The 16,442-nt window shown below is 58.2% G+C and carries 14 protein-coding genes, 4 tRNA genes and 1 riboswitch; of the genes, 4 read left to right on the top strand and 14 right to left on the bottom strand.

What is annotated here, in order from left to right; all coding sequences use genetic code 11:
* Positions 1-606 precede the first annotated feature (606 nt).
* Positions 607-683, bottom strand: a tRNA-Arg gene (locus BT199_RS26425).
* Between the two features lie 322 nt (positions 684-1,005).
* Between BT199_RS26425 and BT199_RS26420 the strand changes: the two genes are divergently transcribed.
* The 3 genes from BT199_RS26420 to BT199_RS26410 all read left to right on the top strand — a co-directional run bounded on the left by BT199_RS26420 (position 1,006) and on the right by BT199_RS26410 (position 2,145).
* Positions 1,006-1,233, top strand: a complete 228-nt coding sequence (locus BT199_RS26420) for a hypothetical protein (protein WP_014719587.1) — start codon at positions 1,006-1,008, stop codon at positions 1,231-1,233.
* 11 nt (positions 1,234-1,244) lie between these two features.
* A complete protein-coding gene (locus BT199_RS27590; protein ID WP_003193590.1) occupies positions 1,245-1,424 on the top strand; it encodes a PA3371 family protein in 180 nt (59 codons plus the stop codon).
* A gap of 394 nt (positions 1,425-1,818) precedes the next feature.
* Entirely contained in the window at positions 1,819-2,145 is a 327-nt protein-coding gene (locus tag BT199_RS26410) for an Arc family DNA-binding protein (RefSeq protein ID WP_003193592.1), read from the top strand.
* Between the two features lie 101 nt (positions 2,146-2,246).
* Here the strand turns inward: BT199_RS26410 and mgtE are convergent, their stop codons facing one another.
* The 8 genes from mgtE to ltaE form a co-directional block, all read right to left on the bottom strand.
* Entirely contained in the window at positions 2,247-3,689 is a 1,443-nt protein-coding gene (mgtE, locus tag BT199_RS26405; RefSeq protein WP_003193593.1) for a magnesium transporter, read from the bottom strand.
* 348 nt (positions 3,690-4,037) lie between these two features.
* Positions 4,038-4,114 (bottom strand) — tRNA-Arg (locus BT199_RS26400).
* A gap of 72 nt (positions 4,115-4,186) precedes the next feature.
* Positions 4,187-4,263: transfer RNA gene (locus tag BT199_RS26395), tRNA-Arg, on the bottom strand.
* Positions 4,264-4,371: 108 nt separating this feature from the next.
* A tRNA-Ser gene (locus BT199_RS26390) sits at positions 4,372-4,462 on the bottom strand.
* Between the two features lie 62 nt (positions 4,463-4,524).
* Positions 4,525-4,713 carry a carbon storage regulator CsrA gene (csrA, locus tag BT199_RS26385; protein ID WP_003175645.1) on the bottom strand — a complete coding sequence of 63 codons (189 nt, stop codon included), beginning with the start codon at positions 4,711-4,713 and terminating at the stop codon, positions 4,525-4,527.
* 174 nt (positions 4,714-4,887) lie between these two features.
* Complete coding sequence (locus BT199_RS26380) at positions 4,888-6,129, bottom strand: aspartate kinase (protein WP_003193595.1); 1,242 nt, start codon at positions 6,127-6,129, stop codon at positions 4,888-4,890.
* A gap of 95 nt (positions 6,130-6,224) precedes the next feature.
* Positions 6,225-8,843 carry an alanine--tRNA ligase gene (gene alaS / locus BT199_RS26375; protein WP_014719590.1) on the bottom strand — a complete coding sequence of 873 codons (2,619 nt, stop codon included), beginning with the start codon at positions 8,841-8,843 and terminating at the stop codon, positions 6,225-6,227.
* 146 nt (positions 8,844-8,989) lie between these two features.
* Positions 8,990-9,994: a low-specificity L-threonine aldolase gene (ltaE, locus tag BT199_RS26370; protein WP_014719591.1), complete on the bottom strand. Its 1,005-nt coding sequence runs from the start codon at positions 9,992-9,994 to the stop codon at positions 8,990-8,992.
* Between the two features lie 190 nt (positions 9,995-10,184).
* A riboswitch (FMN riboswitch) is annotated at positions 10,185-10,354 on the top strand.
* A gap of 97 nt (positions 10,355-10,451) precedes the next feature.
* On the opposite strand from ltaE, the gene BT199_RS26365 reads away from it, so the two are divergent.
* Complete coding sequence (locus BT199_RS26365; protein ID WP_003193604.1) at positions 10,452-10,961, top strand: 6,7-dimethyl-8-ribityllumazine synthase; 510 nt, start codon at positions 10,452-10,454, stop codon at positions 10,959-10,961.
* Between the two features lie 133 nt (positions 10,962-11,094).
* Here the strand turns inward: BT199_RS26365 and astE are convergent, their stop codons facing one another.
* The 5 genes from astE to astA form a co-directional block, all read right to left on the bottom strand.
* On the bottom strand, positions 11,095-12,099 hold the full coding sequence (astE, locus tag BT199_RS26355; protein ID WP_014719592.1) for a succinylglutamate desuccinylase: 1,005 nt from the start codon (positions 12,097-12,099) through the stop codon (positions 11,095-11,097).
* Between the two features lie 11 nt (positions 12,100-12,110).
* Entirely contained in the window at positions 12,111-12,398 is a 288-nt protein-coding gene (locus BT199_RS26350; protein ID WP_003175651.1) for a hypothetical protein, read from the bottom strand.
* 26 nt (positions 12,399-12,424) lie between these two features.
* Positions 12,425-13,771 carry an N-succinylarginine dihydrolase gene (gene astB, locus BT199_RS26345; protein ID WP_032903464.1) on the bottom strand — a complete coding sequence of 449 codons (1,347 nt, stop codon included), beginning with the start codon at positions 13,769-13,771 and terminating at the stop codon, positions 12,425-12,427.
* Positions 13,772-13,926: 155 nt separating this feature from the next.
* Positions 13,927-15,396 carry a succinylglutamate-semialdehyde dehydrogenase gene (gene astD / locus BT199_RS26340; RefSeq protein ID WP_161937007.1) on the bottom strand — a complete coding sequence of 490 codons (1,470 nt, stop codon included), beginning with the start codon at positions 15,394-15,396 and terminating at the stop codon, positions 13,927-13,929.
* The gene (gene astA, locus BT199_RS26335) at positions 15,393-16,418 is read right to left on the bottom strand and encodes an arginine N-succinyltransferase (RefSeq protein ID WP_003193612.1); all 1,026 of its coding nucleotides are present in this window, start codon (positions 16,416-16,418) and stop codon (positions 15,393-15,395) included. Before astA ends, astD begins: the two co-directional genes overlap by 4 nt.
* Between the last annotated feature and the right edge of the window lie 24 nt (positions 16,419-16,442).

Below are 16,442 nucleotides of genomic sequence, written 5' to 3'. Positions count from 1 at the left end.
GCCAGCGTTCAATCTGAGCCATGATCAAACTCTTCAGTTCAAACATCTTTGGGTTTTTAAGAAACCCTAAACTTGGCTCAGCAATCGTTGGTTACATCTTTGATTTCTCGCGGAGTAACTTGTGATGCTGATAATCTTGTTGACTATCAGTCTGACTCCACAAGCACCCACACGAATTGCTTGATTCAGTTGTTAAAGAGCGGTTGGTTAAGATCTTTCGTCTCAACCGAGGCGCGCATTCTACAGCAGCCTCATTTGCTGTCAAGTGGTTATTTTCAGAAGTTTTCGAAGATTTCTTCAACAACTTCAACCACTTGCGCTTGCGATCTCTCGTAAGCGGGAGGCGAATTCTACAGGGATCGCCATGAACGTCAACCCCCTTATCTTAAAAAAAGCGAAACACTTACTCGCCTATAAAAACCAGGGTGCCCCGCCGCCTCTTCTATATAGAAGGAGCGCACAACCTAGGGGCGTGAATTATTCCCACCCACACAAATGCATCTGGATCTCAACCGAAAGAAGCGCGGCTGGATCCCGCACAGGCGAGGAACGAGGATGACTGTTGTTGAGACCGACGAATACCAGGAGGGGAAAGCTTTACAGAGATGGTGTCCCAGGGCCGGTTCGAACGGCCAACCTTCCCCTTAGGAGGGGGATGCTCTATCCAATTGAGCTACTGGGACAAATGCCACGCTTACCCTGAAGGGCTAGCGACAGACGGCGTGCATCTTAACGGCCGAGGCTGGTTTTGTCATGTCGTCCGTTGGCATTTTGACTGTAGGCCAATCCTTGCGCGTACGTTCATAGCCTCATTCAGCATGCCAAGACTTTCACCCTCATCGTGCAAATTGCACTACACCAATATGCCATCATTGCAAACTGCAACCCAGCGCCCTCAAAAAACAATCTTAACTCCTTGTTTTTATTGAAATAATAGATTGGCACGACATCTGCAAAGTCATAAACACAAAACCAATCGTTCCAGGCACCGTGGAGACTATGATGATGAACAGCGCCCTTCTACTAGCACTGAACGCTGTGGCACTGGCTACGGTGGTGACGTTTCATTTTCAGCCGACCAGTACTGAAGACGGCGCGCAAATCAGCCAAGCCATTCCCCACCATCTGCAACAGCGACCTCAGTTGGCACTGATGACTGCAAACCCCCAATCTCCCATCCGCCTGACCCAAGATACACAATCAGCGCCAGCGGCCGAGCATTGGGTTTTCTGAGAACACTATTCATGTCGAAATCTGCCTGGTTGTTTCTGTGCCTGACGCTCCTATCTGTTGCGCTAGGCCTGGGAGCTACATCACAACAAACTCAAACCCTAGCCTTCGTCGCCAGCGCCGTGCTGGGCAGCCTACTGGTACTGACGCTAATCAAGGGTCGCCGAATCAAATTCGATCCGCTCCTGCGCTAACCCCCTTCCCCATCTCCCTCCCCTACCTTATGTCGCCTGATACTCGTAAATAGGCGAACAGCTACTAACCTTAAGCTTGAGGGCAAAAGGCCATATCGCTATAGGACGGGCGCCCTTCAACCCGGATGCCGTGCAGGCTTGGGCGAAGATTGACGAGCTTCGCTGCAGTCGCAGGATTTTTTCTAACCAGTCCGCAAAAACGTAAATCAGTACTGGCATAAAGCCTGTAGGCGGTTCAATATTTGTCACAGAATTGACGCCAATGAAATGTCAAATCTGAGGCATGATGCGGCCTCTTTGCAATTCGGGTTGAACTTTGGTCGTGAGCCTTGTCTTAACACTCATCTTGCGGCCAATTCCAGAAACCGCTCCCCTGAACTAACCGGTTAAATATATGCGCCCATTGAAACAGGCAATTTATTCCAGCCGTACGGCTGACAAATTCGTCGTACGTCTGCCAGACGGAATGCGGGAACGCATTGCCGAGGTGGCTCGCAATCATCACCGCAGCATGAACTCCGAAATCATCGCACGCCTGGAACAAAGCCTTATTCAGGAAGGTGCCTTGGGTGAAGAGTTGAGCATGCGCCTGGACAGCCCCGAGCTGTCACTGCACGAACGCGAACTGCTGCAGCGTTTTCGTCAGCTCTCCCACCGCCAGCAAAATGCTCTCGTCTCGCTTATCGCGCATGACGTGGAGGCGGCCGCAGAAGCCAATTGATTGACACCTGAAAGCCGAAGCCAGCCATGTGCTGGCTTTTTTTTGCCTGGAGTTTGGGAATAAGAAGCAAAGCGAGGGCAGATTTGCCCCCGCTGGAAGGGTCAGAGCAGGAAGATCGTTGCCAGGCCCAGGAAGATGAAGAAACCACCACTGTCAGTCATGGCCGTGATCATCACACTGGCACCCATGGCAGGATCGCGACCTAGACGCGCCAGGGTCATGGGAATCAATACCCCCATCAAGGCCGCCAGCAACAGGTTAAGGGTCATGGCCGCAGTCATTACCACGCCCAGGGACCAACTGCCGTAGAGCAAGTAAGCCACCACGCCAATCACACCGCCCCACACCAATCCGTTTATGAGGCCTACCGCCAGTTCCTTACGCAGCAGCCGTGAGGAATTGGCGGTACTGACCTGATCCAGCGCCATGGCGCGCACGATCATGGTGATGGTCTGGTTCCCGGAGTTACCGCCAATACCCGCCACAATCGGCATCAACGCCGCCAAGGCCACCAGCTTCTCGATGGAGCCTTCAAACAACCCGATCACGCGAGAAGCGATAAACGCGGTAATCAGATTGATAGCCAGCCAGGCCCAGCGGTTATGCAGTGAACGCCAGACCGACGCGAAAATATCCTCCTCTTCACGCAAACCCGCCATGTTGAGGACTTCGGTTTCACTTTCTTCACGGATCAAGTCGACGATTTCATCGATGGTCAGACGACCGATCAACTTGCCGTTCTTATCCACCACCGGAGCCGAGATCAAGTCGTAACGCTCGAATGCCTGGGCCGCGTCGTAGGCATCTTCGTCCGGATGGAAGCTCACGGTATCGCTGGCCATCAGGTCAGCAACTTTCTTCTCCGGATCATTGACCAGCAGGCGCTTGATCGGCAAAACGCCCTTGAGGATCCCCTCATAGTCGACCACAAACAATTTGTCGGTGTGGCCGGGCAATTCTTTTAGACGGCGCAGGTAACGCAACACCACTTCCAGGCTGACGTCTTCGCGAATGGTGACCATCTCGAAGTCCATCAGGGCGCCGACCTGATCCTCGTCGTACGACAGCGCGGAACGCACACGCTCACGCTGCTGCGTATCGAGCGCCTCCATCAACTCATGGACAACATCACGGGGCAGCTCAGGTGCCAGGTCAGCAAGCTCGTCCGCATCCATCTCCTTGGCGGCAGCCAGGAGCTCGTGGTCATCCATGTCGGCGATGAGCGTTTCACGCACCGAGTCCGATACTTCCAGAAGGATGTCACCGTCACGATCAGCCTTCACCAACTGCCACAGGGTCAGTCGGTCATCCAACGGCAAGGCTTCAAGAATATAGGCGACGTCGGCGGAGTGCAGGTCATCGAGCTTGCGTTGTAGCTCGACGAGGTTTTGCCGGTGAACCAGGTTTTCGACGCGGTCGTGGTTCGGACCTTCCTGGCGGTGCGTGAGGTCTTCGACCACGCGCTGGCGCTGCAGCAGCTCGATAACTTGAGCCAGACGATCCTGCAGGCTTTCTTGTGTCTTCTTTACTTCTACTTCGGTCATAGGCGAACTCCACTCCCAGCAGCGGGGCACGCCGGAAGGATCAATCAGTCAATTCATGATTGGTAAAGCGGGGTACTGAGTAACTACTGGGTAAGTCCATGGAGGTATTCCACAAGCCCCGGCGGGGCTGACGGGCGCATGATACACCGCCCGGACGTTTTAAACGTTAAAAAACTGGAAAGAACAAGCGCTTGCACGCCAAAGCTCAGTATTGGCTGCATCTATGAACTGCGACGACGCAAGCGCATGGGAAAACACATGAAGAGGGAGAAAAAGGAGGACGCCGGATAAAACCCACACAAACCCAAGACGGCAAAAAGCCCGCACTAGGCGGGCTTTTTGTTTGTATGGTGCACTCGACAGGATTCGAACCTGTGACCGCTCGGTTCGTAGCCGAGTACTCTATCCAGCTGAGCTACGAGTGCAGATTGTGTTTTTAGACCAGATCACAACTGGTTGAAGCCAAGCTACCTGCATCACTGCAACTAACTCTTAAATGGTGCACTCGACAGGATTCGAACCTGTGACCGCTCGGTTCGTAGCCGAGTACTCTATCCAGCTGAGCTACGAGTGCATTTGTTGCCGCGCATTATAGGCCGTTCAATCTCTATGTAAAGCTATTTTTTCGAGTATTTTCAACAACTTACCGAAAAAACCAGATTGCAACGTACTAAGCAAATAATGGCGGAGAACGGGGGATTCGAACCCCCGACACCCTTTTGAGGTGTACTCCCTTAGCAGGGGAGCGCCTTCGGCCACTCGGCCAGCTCTCCGCAACACGGGGCGTATATTAACCACGTTCCTCCCCGTTTGCAAACATAAAAAACGATAAAAATTAAAGGCTTGGTTCTTCGTCCTTCTCTTTCTTGATCCGCAGGTAGATTTCCTCGCGGTGGACCGCCACCTCTTTCGGAGCATTAACCCCAATACGTACTTGATTGCCTTTAACGCCGAGCACCGTCACGGTGATTTCGCCATCACCGATAATCAGGCTTTCTGCGCAACGACGAGTCAGAATCAGCATACCTTTCACCTCACGCATTTCAGTTCAGGAACAACAGTCTGCAAAAAAAAAGCATTCGACCCACAACCAAAAGGTCGTAGCCCTACTCGCTAAGTATTGTCGAGCCCATGCAAAAGACCATGTACCCCACAAAAAAATGAAAGGCGCGGTAAACCGCGCCTTCCTGGCAACGCATCACTCGCCCTGTCGGGCCGGAGCATCCAACTCAAAAGCCGTATGCAGCGCGCGTACAGCCAGTTCCAGGTACTTCTCTTCGAGCACTACCGAGACTTTGATTTCCGAGGTGGAAATCATCTGGATGTTGATACCTTCTTTGGCCAGGGCCCCGAACATACGGCTGGCAACGCCAGCATGGGAACGCATGCCCACCCCTACGATCGACACCTTGGCAATCTTGGTATCGCCGACCACTTCACGGGCGCCAATCTCGCTCGCTGTGTTCTGCAGGATTTTCAATGCTGCATCGTATTCGTTGCGATGCACGGTGAAGGTGAAATCGGTGGTGTTATCGTGCGAAACGTTCTGCACGATCATGTCGACTTCAACATTCGCATCGCTGACAGGGCCCAGAATCTTGAAAGCCACGCCCGGGGTGTCTGGCACGCCACGGATCGTCAGCTTGGCTTCATCGCGATTGAAAGCGATGCCGGAAATGATCGGCTGTTCCATGGATTCCTCTTCATCAATAGTAATGAGGGTGCCCGGACCCTCCTTGAAGCTGTGCAATACGCGCAGCGGAACGTTGTACTTGCCGGCGAACTCCACCGCACGAATCTGCAACACCTTGGAACCAAGGCTGGCCATTTCCAGCATTTCTTCAAAGGTGATCTTGTCCAGCCGCTGGGCCACTGGCACGACGCGTGGGTCAGTGGTGTAGACGCCATCCACATCGGTATAGATCTGGCATTCGTCCGCCTTGAGCGCTGCCGCCAGGGCCACACCGGTGGTGTCCGAACCGCCACGACCCAGCGTGGTGATGTTGCCGTGCTCATCCACACCCTGGAAACCCGCTACAACTACCACGCGCCCTGCTTTCAGATCAGTACGAATTTTCTGATCATCAATTTGCAGGATCCGCGCCTTGGTATGTGCGCTGTCTGTAAGAATGCGCACTTGGCTACCAGTGTAGGACACCGCTGGCACGCCACGCTTGTTCAGCGCCATGGCCAACAGCGCAATGGTCACCTGCTCGCCCGTGGAGACGATCACATCCAGCTCACGCGGCAGCGGCTGTTGATCACCGCTGATGGCTTTGGCCAGATCGATCAGGCGATTGGTCTCGCCACTCATGGCCGACAGCACCACTACCAGGTCATCACCAGCATCGCGGAACTTCTTAACCTTGTCGGCGACCTGCTCGATTCTTTCGACAGAACCAACCGAGGTGCCTCCAAATTTCTGTACGATCAAAGCCATTTCCAAGCCGCCTCAGCCCGTAAAGGGGCGCCTAATATCCAATCCACCTGCACTGAACAAGCCCGTGACTAGACCACGGGCCGGTTAACAGTGCTTTAAATACCTGCCTCGACAAATGGCACGGTCAAGGCCAGGGCCGCGTCCAGCGCTGCGGCATCGACACCACCGCCTTGCGCCATGTCCGGACGACCACCGCCCTTGCCGCCCACTGTCGCAGCGGCTTGCTTCATCAAATCACCGGCTTTGAGTTGGCCAGTCAGGTCCTTGGTTACACCCGCAACCAGAACGACCTTATCCTCATGGACACTGCCGAGCAGGATCACTGCGCGGCCGAGCTTGTTCTTCAACTGATCGACCAAGGCCAACAGCGCCTTGCCATCCTGGCCGTCCAGGCGCGCCGCCAGGACTTTTACGTCCTTGACGTCAACCGCCGCGGCCGACAGGTCATCGCCCGCAGCGCTCGCCGCTTTGGCCTGCAACTGCTCCAGCTGTTTTTCCAGCGCACGGTTGCGCTCCAGAACGGCGGACAGCTTGTCGATCAGGTTGTCGCGGCTGCCCTTGACCAGGCCGGCCGCTTCCTTGAGTTGTTCTTCGGCTGCATTGAGGTAAGCCAGGGCCGCAGCACCAGTCACCGCCTCAATACGACGTACGCCCGAGGCCACACCACCTTCGCTGATGATCTTCAGCAGGCCGATATCGCCGGTGCGGTTGGCGTGGATGCCACCACAGAGTTCTACCGAGAAGCTGCCGCCCATACTCAGTACGCGAACTTCGTCGCCGTACTTCTCGCCAAACAGCGCCATGGCGCCTTTGTTCCTGGCGGTCTCGATATCGGTTTCTTCAGTTTCAACCGGGGTGTTCTTGCGAATCTCGGCGTTGACGATGTCTTCCAGGGCCTTGATCTGCTCAGGCTTGATCGCTTCAAAGTGGCTGAAGTCAAAACGCAGGCGCTGGCTGTCCACCAACGAACCTTTTTGCTGCACGTGCTCGCCCAGGACCTGGCGCAGCGCGGCGTGCAGCAAGTGCGTGGCCGAGTGGTTCAACGCCGTGGCATGCCTTACATCGGCATCGACCTGGGTGTCTACCGGTGCGCCCACAGTCAAGTTGCCCAGCACCAGCACACCGTGATGCAGGAACGCACCGCCGGTCTTGGTGGTGTCGCGCACGTCAAAACGACCGGATGTCGAGCTCAGGAAACCGCAATCGCCAATCTGGCCACCCGACTCGGCATAAAACGGCGTCTGGTCCAGCACCACAACCGCCTCTTCACCCTCGCTCAACACGTCGACCGACTTACCGTCTTTATAGATGGCGACGATCTTGGCCGAGCCCGCAGTCGCCTTGTAGCCGGTGAACTCGGTCGGTACGTCAACCTTGACCAGGGTGTTGTAGTCCAGGCCAAAGGAGCTGGCCGAACGGGCCCGCACGCGCTGGGCTTCCATCTCACGCTCGAAACCGGCTTCGTCGACGGTCAACTCACGCTCGCGGGCGATGTCGGCAGTCAGGTCCATCGGGAAACCATAGGTGTCGTACAACTTGAACACCACATCACCCGGCACCACGGTGCCTTTGAGCTCAGCCAGGTCCTGTTCCAGAATCTTCAGGCCGTGCTCCAGGGTCTTGGAGAACTGCTCTTCTTCAGCCTTGAGCACCCGCTCGATGTTGCTTTGCTGTTGCTTGAGTTCCGGGAAGGCATCGCCCATCTCGGCAACCAGCGCGGCCACGATCTTGTAGAAAAAGCTGCCGGTAGCGCCCAGCTTGTTACCGTGGCGGCACGCGCGACGGATGATGCGACGCAGCACGTAGCCACGGCCTTCGTTGGACGGCAGCACGCCGTCTGCGATCAGGAAACCGCAGGAACGGATGTGGTCCGACACCACCTTGAGCGAAGACTGGCCTTCATTGGCGCAACCAATAGCTGCCGCCGAGGCGCTCAGCAGGTTGGTGAACAGGTCGATTTCGTAGTTGGAGTGAACGTGCTGCATCACCGCACTGATCCGCTCCAGGCCCATGCCGGTGTCTACCGACGGTGCCGGCAGCGGATGCAACACGCCATCGGCGGTGCGGTTGAACTGCATGAACACGTTGTTCCAGATCTCGATGTAGCGGTCGCCGTCTTCTTCCGGCGAGCCTGGCGGGCCACCCCAGATATCGTCGCCGTGATCGTAGAAAATCTCGGTGCACGGGCCGCACGGGCCGGTATCGCCCATGGTCCAGAAGTTATCGGACGCGTAGGGCGCGCCTTTGTTGTCACCGATACGGATCATGCGCTCGGCAGGTACACCGATTTCCTGGGTCCAGATGTCATACGCTTCATCGTCCGTCGCGTACACGGTGACCCAGAGTTTTTCCTTGGGCAGCTTCAGCACGCCGGTGAGGAAGGTCCAGGCGAACGTGATCGCGTCTTTCTTGAAATAGTCGCCGAAGCTGAAGTTACCCAGCATCTCGAAAAAGGTGTGGTGACGGGCGGTGTAGCCGACGTTTTCCAGGTCACTGTTCTTGCCGCCGGCGCGTACGCACTTCTGGCTGCTGGTAGCGCGGGTGTAGGCGCGCTTTTCCTGGCCCAGGAAACAGTCCTTGAACTGGTTCATCCCCGCGTTAGTGAACAGCAGGGTTGGGTCATTGCCTGGGATCAAGGAGCTGGAGGCTACACGGGTGTGGCCTTGCTCTTCGAAGAAGCGAAGGAAGGCTTCACGGATTTCTGCGCTTTTCATTAGGTTCTTCCACGGAGGCTGCGGCCAAAGGCCAGTGCGCAACATCATCAGACGGAGCGACGGCAAAGGGCCGCATTATATCGGCCCTTTGCCGGTGGTACAGCGTGTTTATGTGATAGAAACAGTCAATTAGACGGCCTGCACTGTCATTTCTGCGAAAACGCGACGAATGTCTGCACCACTTGCTCGATCTGCGCCCGGCTCACATCCAGATGGGTGACCATGCGCAGGCGCGGCGCGGCGCTCAACTTGACCCCACGCTCGGCCGCAAAGGCCTTCAGCGCCTGCGCCTGATCACCTACCTGCACATACACCATATTGGTCTGCACCGGCTCGACGCTGTAGCCGGCCTTGCGTAACTCATCGCCCAGCCATTGCGCGTTGGCATGGTCGTCAGCCAGGCGCTGCACCTGATGATCCAGAGCATACAACCCCGCCGCCGCCAGGGAGCCCGCCTGGCGCATGCCGCCGCCGACCATCTTGCGCAAGCGCCGAGCCTTGGCGATCAGCGCCGTCGAGCCACACAGCACCGAGCCGACCGGCGCACCGAGGCCCTTGGACAGGCACACCGACACCGAATCGAAATGCTGGGCGATTTCTCGCGCATCCACCCCCAGCTTGACCGCCGCGTTGTAGAGGCGCGCGCCATCCAGGTGCAGGGCCAGGCCATGCTCGTGGGTAAATGCACGGGCCTTGGCCAGGTAATCCAGCGGCAGCACTTTGCCCTGCATGGTGTTTTCCAGCGCCAGCAGGCGTGTGCGGGCGAAGTGGAAGTCGTCGGGCTTGATGGCGGCAAGCACTTGGTTCAGATCAAGGGAGCCATCAGCTTGAACTTCCAGGGGTTGCGGCTGGATCGACCCCAGCACCGCCGCACCGCCGCCTTCGTATTTGTAGGTGTGAGCCTGCTGGCCGACGATGTATTCCTCGCCGCGCTCACAGTGAGCCATCAACGCCAGCAGGTTGCTCATGGTACCGGTGGGCACGAACAGCGCCGCGGCAAAGCCCAGGCGCTTGGCCAACTCGGCCTCCAGGCGGTTGACGCTGGGGTCTTCGCCGTAGACATCATCGCCGCTGACGGCGCTGGCCATTGCGTCGAGCATGCCGGGGGTAGGTTGGGTCACGGTGTCGCTGCGCAGGTCGATCACGGTCATGAAGGGGGCCTCTAACGGAGTGGATAAGTCCTTTTGTGTGTGATTACTGCGGGCAAAGCCACGGAATATCAAGCCCCTATTGCATTCATTCGAATACCAACCAATCAAACCGATATAAGTTATCGAGACGGCAGCCGTGCAGTTTTCAAAAAACCATGTTAAAAACTCTGCGCCGCCAGGGTTCTGGTGGCAACGTTCTCAGGGCGGGGTGCAATTCCCCACCGGCGGTAATTGCACGCAATGTGCATAGCCCGCGAGCGCTTGGCGCCTCGAACTGCTCAGGCAGGACGGCGACGAGGTCAGCAGACCCGGTGTGATCCCGGGGCCGACGGTCATAGTCCGGATGAAGAGAGAACGGGATTGGCACCTAAGGGCCGCGCGCTTGTTTGCGCATGCGTACCCTTAAATCCCATTCGATTCATAACGCCCTGTTTTTTTCTTAAACAGGAGTCAGAACATGCAACCCACCGCAATCGACAGCAAAAGCAAAAACCATCACGGCGAGCGCGTCGCGTTTATCCAGGCCTGCTGGCACAAGGATATTGTCGACCAATCGCGCAAAGGCTTCCTCGCCGAGATGATCGCCCAGGGTTATCAGGAATCGGACATCGACTTCTTCGAAGTCGGCGGCGCCTTTGAAATGCCCCTGCACGCCAAGTTGCTGGCCAAGACCGGCCGTTACGCCGGCATCGTCGCTGCCGCGCTGGTGGTGGACGGTGGCATCTACCGTCACGAATTCGTCGCGCAATCGGTAGTCAGCGGCCTGATGCAGGTGCAGCTGGAAACTGAAGTGCCGGTGTTCTCGGTGTCCCTGACGCCGCACCACTTCCATGCCGGCAGCGAGCACACCACGTTTTTCTACGAGCACTTCGTGCACAAGGGCCAGGAAGCGGCGCGCACCTGCGCCGATACCCTGCACAAGGTACGCGCGATCCGTCGTAGCGAGCCGCGTGCGGTAGCGGTCTAAATCCAAGCCTCACCACAAACCAGTGTGGGAGCTGGCTTGCCTGCGATGCAGACACCTGGGTGTATCAGTGATACCCAGGTGATGTTATCGCAGGCAAGCCAGCTCCCACATTGGACTGAGCCAGACTTGGCTCTCAGGCCAGGCCGGCATCCGTGGTGGGCACGATCAATATCCCGGCGCGCAAGCCGTTCTTCACCTTTGGGTTGGGAAAGATAATGCGGGCGCCCTCCTCCTCGATCACCCAACGGGTCTTGGCCACGTCTTCGGCCAGCAGGTAGCCCCTTTCCAATTCCGAAAAGTTTTCCACATCTGCGGGCAGGTGCATCAGGAAGGCGTCGCTGTGCTTGATCACTTCTCGCGCAACGGCGAAGAGTTGCAGGCCGTCGAGGCTACCGGTCTCAGGCTCGTTGCCCTCGATGATCTGCTTCAGACGCGCTTCCAGGCGCGACACGTCCACACCGTCGTTCTGCCCGAACGGCCGGGCTTTGCCCAACTCCAGGGTGAACGCCTCGGCGCCGAGTTGCTCGTAGGTAAACGCGGTGAAGGTAATCGAGGTTTTGTTCTGCAACAGCACCGCCTGCATACCAGCCGCGTTCAGGCGCTCCAGCTCACGGCGCGAATGCTGTCGGTCTTCTTTCCACGGGTACAACGCGAACTGTTCGATTTTCGAACCACGAATCGCGGTATGCAGGTCGTAATGCAGGCGCGAACGGCCAGGCAGGCTGAAAAAGCTGCGGGCCAATTGCTCAAGCTCGGCGGCGCGCATGGCTTCGGGGCCGATGTTTTGTTCATGCCGGCCATTGAACAGCCGGTTGACGTCCAGCTCGAGGTAACGCTCACCGCGGCGCATGGCCTCGGTATTACCGAACAGGAACAGAATACGGGTGCGGGGTTTGATCTCCCCGCGGGCAATGCCATGCAACAGGCGGTCGAGCAATTCGATCGGCGCGGTTTCGTTGCCATGGATGCCGGACGACAGCAGCAAGTCGCTGCCGTTGTCCAGAGCTTCAGGAGGGCGCACTTCAAGCGCGCCTTCGCTGAGCCAGCGCATCTGCACGCCGTCGACAGTCAGTTGAATTTTTTGCGCCGGTTCACGACCGGCGAGGGTCAGTTCAAGCAGTTTGCCGAGGGCGAGCATAAGCAGCTTCCTTAGTGGTTGCAGCCTGGGCCATGGACGTGATCGTCGTCGTCACCTTCAACGTCGGCCGGTTCCATTTCCAGTTGCAGGCTCATCAGGTTGGTGGCCAATGGGCGCATCAGCAGGTTGGCGTACTCGGCGTCGCCCTCTTCTACGTCTACGCCAATCAGCAGTTGGCCGCGGCCATCGTGCTGGATCCAGATCTCCTTGCCCTGCCAGACCACGGCGACGCGGGTGCAGGAGGTTTCCAGCTGGGTGCCGTCGGTGTCTTCAAGGATGAGTTTCAGGGTGTCGGTCATAAATAAAATATCTCAGCCGTGTGGCATTAATTGATCTGGAAAGGATAAACCGAGCCCAGTTTAAGGATTTGCGTCAGTTCATCCAATGCCGTCCGGCACTCAAGCAGCAACTGCGGGTCAGCCAGGTCGGTTTCGCGCAGGCTGTCACGGTAGTGCTTGCCCACCCATTGGGTCAGGGTTTCGTACAACGGCGCGGTCATGATAACCCCTGGGTTCACGGCCGCCAGCTCGGTTTCGTTCAACGCCACGCGCAGGCGCAGGCACGCCGGCCCACCGCCATTTTGCATGCTTTGCTTGAGGTCGAAGACCTTGACCTCACGAATCAGCCCGCCGGAAGCGGTCAGACCTTGCAGGTACTGCCACACGCGCTCATTGGCGCGGCACTCTTCCGGCACGATCAGCAGCATCGAACCATCAGGACGAGTCAGCAACTGGCTGTTGAACAGGTAGGAACGCACCGCGTCCTCGACACTGACCAACGCGCGAGGCACACACACCGACTGGAAGTTGCCGCCCAGCTTGCCCAACTTGCCGTGCAGTTCGGCGAGCATCTGCTCGGTGTTGAGGAACGCATCCTCGTGATAGAACAGCACTTCGCCGTTGCCCACCGCGATCACATCGTTGTGGAACACACCCGCGTCGATCACCGCCGGGTTCTGCTGGGCGTAGACCACACCGTCATCCTTCAAGCCATGCAGCCGCGCAACGGCCTGGGAGGCTTCGAGGGTCTGGCGCGCCGGGTACTTCTGCGGGGCCGGGTAACGAGGGTCGAAAGCACTACGGCCGAAGACGAAAAACTCGACGCCCGCCTCACCGTACTCACGACAGAAACGCGTGTGGTTGGCCGCGCCTTCATCGCCAAATTGCGCCACGGCCGGCAAGGCGGCGTGGTGAGCGAAATGCTTGCCATCGGCGAACATCGCCCCCAGCACGCGGCTGGTGGTGGGGTGCTCGATGCTGCGGTGGTATTTGCAATTGAGGTTGGCGGCAGTGAAATGCACACGGCCGTCGGCGGTGTCGGCGCTTGGGCTGACGGTGGCGGCGTTGGCTACCCACATGCTGGATGCCGAGCAGCTCGCTACCAGCAAAGGCATAGCCTGCCTGGCAGCCTGCTGGATTACCTGGGCGTCGGTGCCGCTGAAACCCAAGCTGCGCAAGGCGGCTACATCCGGGCGCTCCTGGGGCGCCAATACACCTTGCACAAAGCCCATGTCCATCAGGGCTTTCATTTTCTGCAGGCCCTGCAACGCCGCTTCCTTCGGGTTGGAAGACTGCTGGCTGTTGCTTTGGGACGCGACGTTGCCGAAGGACAAACCGCCGTAGTTATGGGTCGGCCCCACTAGACCGTCAAAATTGACTTCACAGGATTTCATCGGCGAGGCTCCACGAACATCTGTTTTTATAGGCATCAAATCACTTGAATACACCACAGATCCATTGTGGGAGCGGGCTTGCTCGCGAAACGGTGGTTCAGTCACTTCAAATGTTGAATGAAACACCGCATTCGCGAGCAAGCCCGCTCCCACATTTAGATCAGCGTTATACCTGGCGTGAGCGTTGCCGGGACTATCAGGCTCGGCGTCTCCAGCGACGCCACCGGGTACGCGCAATAATCCGCCGCGTAATAGGCACTGGCGCGATGATTGCCCGACGCCCCGACACCACCGAACGGCGCGGTACTGGCAGCGCCGGTCAACTGCTTGTTCCAGTTGACGATGCCGGCGCGGCTTTCCAGCCAGAATTGCTGGTAACGCGCTTCGGAGTCCGACAACAGGCCAGCGGCCAGGCCGTACTGGGTGTTGTTGGCCTCCGCGATGGCACCGGCAAAATCCGCATAGCGGATTACCTGCAGCAGCGGGCCAAACAGCTCTTCATCTTCACGCTCCGTCACACCGGTTACGTCGATGATGCCAGGGGTCAACAAAGCGGCCTGAGCCTGAGGCTGAGTCATCTCCAGCAGTGCCACGGCGCCATTGGCCAACATCAGTTCCTGGGCTTGCATCAAGGCTTTGGCCGCAGCCAGGGAGATCACCGAACCCATGAACGGCGCCGGCTGCTGATCGAAAGCGCCCACTTCAAGGCTCGCGCTCACCGCCACCAGGCGCGCCAGCAAGGCATCGCCCCAGGCACCTTGCGGCACCAGCAAGCGGCGGGCACAGGTGCAACGCTGGCCTGCCGAGATAAACGCCGACTGGATGATGGTGTACACCGCCGCATCCACGTCGGCGACTTCGTCCACGACCAGCGGGTTATTACCGCCCATTTCCAGGGCCAGGATCTTGTCGGGGCGCCCTGAGAATTGCTGGTGCAAGTGATTGCCGGTGCGGCTGGAGCCGGTAAAGAACAGGCCGTCGATGCCTGGGTTGGCCGCCAGGGCGATGCCGGTTTCCCGCGCGCCTTGCAGCAGGTTCAGCACGCCCGCCGGCAAACCGGCTTCGATCCAGCACTGCACGGTCAGCTCGGCGACCTTGGGGGTCAGCTCGCTCGGCTTGAACAGCACGGTGTTACCCGCCAGCAACGCCGGGACGATGTGCCCATTGGGCAAGTGCCCAGGGAAGTTGTAAGGGCCGAACACCGCCACCACACCGTGGGGCTTATGGCGCAACACAGCGGTGGCGTCGCCCAGGGGGCCGCTCTTCTCGCCAGTACGCTCGCGGTAGCTTTGCACCGAGATCGCAATCTTATTGGCCATGCTGGTGACTTCAGTGGCCGACTCCCACAGTGGCTTGCCGGTTTCTTCGCCAATGCAGCGGGCGATTTCATCGGCACGGCTTTTAAGCGTGGCGGCGAAGGTTTCCAGCACGCTGATGCGTTCTTCGAGCGGGCGCCTGGCCCATGCCGGGAATGCCTGACGCGCAGCCTGCACGGCGGATTCGACCTGTTCAGCGCTGGCACCGTTACCAGCCCACAGCACTTGCTGGGTCACCGGGTTGCGCGATTCAAACAGCTCACCCTGGCCAGCCAGCCAGCTACCTGCGATATACAACGAATTCATTATTTGGACTCCCGAGCAGCAGACAACGCAACAGCACGTACTTGATCACCCACCACCAGTTGCAGGCGCTTGGCGGTCTGTGGATCGACCACCAGAGTACCTGCCGCCAGACGGGCCGGAGCGGCGGTGATACGGCATTCTTCGCGCTTGCGGTTATGGATCAGGAACGGCGTGGCGTCGTCCCCCGGCGTGCCGATGGCCAACACCAGTGACTGGCTGTCGCGCACCGCACGGATCTTGCTGGTTTCACATTCCACCGCCGGGCCGGCGTCGAAAATATCCACATAGCCCTGGTAGCTGAAGCCTTCGCTCTTGAGCATGCTCAGGGCCGGCTCGGTGTCCGGGTGGACCTTGCCGATCACATTGCGCGCGTCTTCGGAGAGAAAGCAGCTGTACAGCGGAAATTTGGGCATCAGCTCGGCGATAAACGCCTTGTTGCCCACGCCGGTGAGGTAGTCGGCCTGGCTGAACTCCATCTTGAAGAAGTGCCGGCCCAGACTTTCCCAGAACGGCGAACGCCCAGCATCGTTGGACACACCGCGCATCTCGGCAATGATCTTGTTGCCGAACAGTTGCGGGAACTCGGCGATAAACAACATGCGCGCCTTGGCGAGCATGCGACCGTTGAGGCCGTTGCGGTAATCGGCATGCAAAAACAACGAGCACAATTCGGAATTACCGGTGAGGTCGTTGGCCAGGAACAGCGTCGGTATCTCACGGTAGATATTCAGTTCCTGGGAAGCGCTGACAGTCAGCCCAACCCGGAAGTTGTACCACGGCTCGCGCAGGCCAACGGCGCCAGCGATGGCAGAGATTCCCACCACGCGGCCTTCGTCGTTTTCCAGCACGAACAGGTAGTCGGCATCGCCGCGCCCGGCTTCGCCGCGAAAGGTTTTTTCCGCCCAGCCCACCCGGTGGGTCAGGCGCTCTTCGTTGGCCGGCAAGGTGGTGAGACCGGTGCCAGTGCTGCGCGCCAGATCAATCAGGGCCGGTAAATCGCTGCTGCGTACGGGACGAACGATCATGCTATCTCCTCGAACGGGCCGCTG

It is taken from the genome of Pseudomonas sp. NFR02 (assembly GCF_900119375.1).
Lineage (GTDB): Bacteria > Pseudomonadota > Gammaproteobacteria > Pseudomonadales > Pseudomonadaceae > Aquipseudomonas > Aquipseudomonas paracarnis.
The sequence above is the reverse complement of the archived record's forward strand: the minus strand, read 5'-3'. Positions and strand labels throughout refer to the sequence as shown.

Bases quoted from the DNA above. Each gene is read 5' to 3' on its own strand.
- BT199_RS26365 (WP_003193604.1), top strand. From the start codon at position 10,452: ATGCAACCCACCGCAATCGACAGCAAAAGCAAAAACCATCACGGCGAG.
- BT199_RS26350 (WP_003175651.1), bottom strand. From the start codon at position 12,398: ATGACCGACACCCTGAAACTCATCCTTGAAGACACCGACGGCACCCAG.
- mgtE (WP_003193593.1), bottom strand. From the start codon at position 3,689: ATGACCGAAGTAGAAGTAAAGAAGACACAAGAAAGCCTGCAGGATCGT.
- BT199_RS26380 (WP_003193595.1), bottom strand. From the start codon at position 6,129: ATGGCTTTGATCGTACAGAAATTTGGAGGCACCTCGGTTGGTTCTGTC.
- astB (WP_032903464.1), bottom strand. From the start codon at position 13,771: ATGAAATCCTGTGAAGTCAATTTTGACGGTCTAGTGGGGCCGACCCAT.
- BT199_RS26410 (WP_003193592.1), top strand. From the start codon at position 1,819: ATGCGCCCATTGAAACAGGCAATTTATTCCAGCCGTACGGCTGACAAA.
- ltaE (WP_014719591.1), bottom strand. From the start codon at position 9,994: ATGACCGTGATCGACCTGCGCAGCGACACCGTGACCCAACCTACCCCC.
- BT199_RS26420 (WP_014719587.1), top strand. From the start codon at position 1,006: ATGAACAGCGCCCTTCTACTAGCACTGAACGCTGTGGCACTGGCTACG.
- BT199_RS27590 (WP_003193590.1), top strand. From the start codon at position 1,245: ATGTCGAAATCTGCCTGGTTGTTTCTGTGCCTGACGCTCCTATCTGTT.
- astA (WP_003193612.1), bottom strand. From the start codon at position 16,418: ATGATCGTTCGTCCCGTACGCAGCAGCGATTTACCGGCCCTGATTGAT.
- astE (WP_014719592.1), bottom strand. From the start codon at position 12,099: ATGCTCGCCCTCGGCAAACTGCTTGAACTGACCCTCGCCGGTCGTGAA.
- csrA (WP_003175645.1), bottom strand. From the start codon at position 4,713: ATGCTGATTCTGACTCGTCGTTGCGCAGAAAGCCTGATTATCGGTGAT.
- alaS (WP_014719590.1), bottom strand. From the start codon at position 8,843: ATGAAAAGCGCAGAAATCCGTGAAGCCTTCCTTCGCTTCTTCGAAGAG.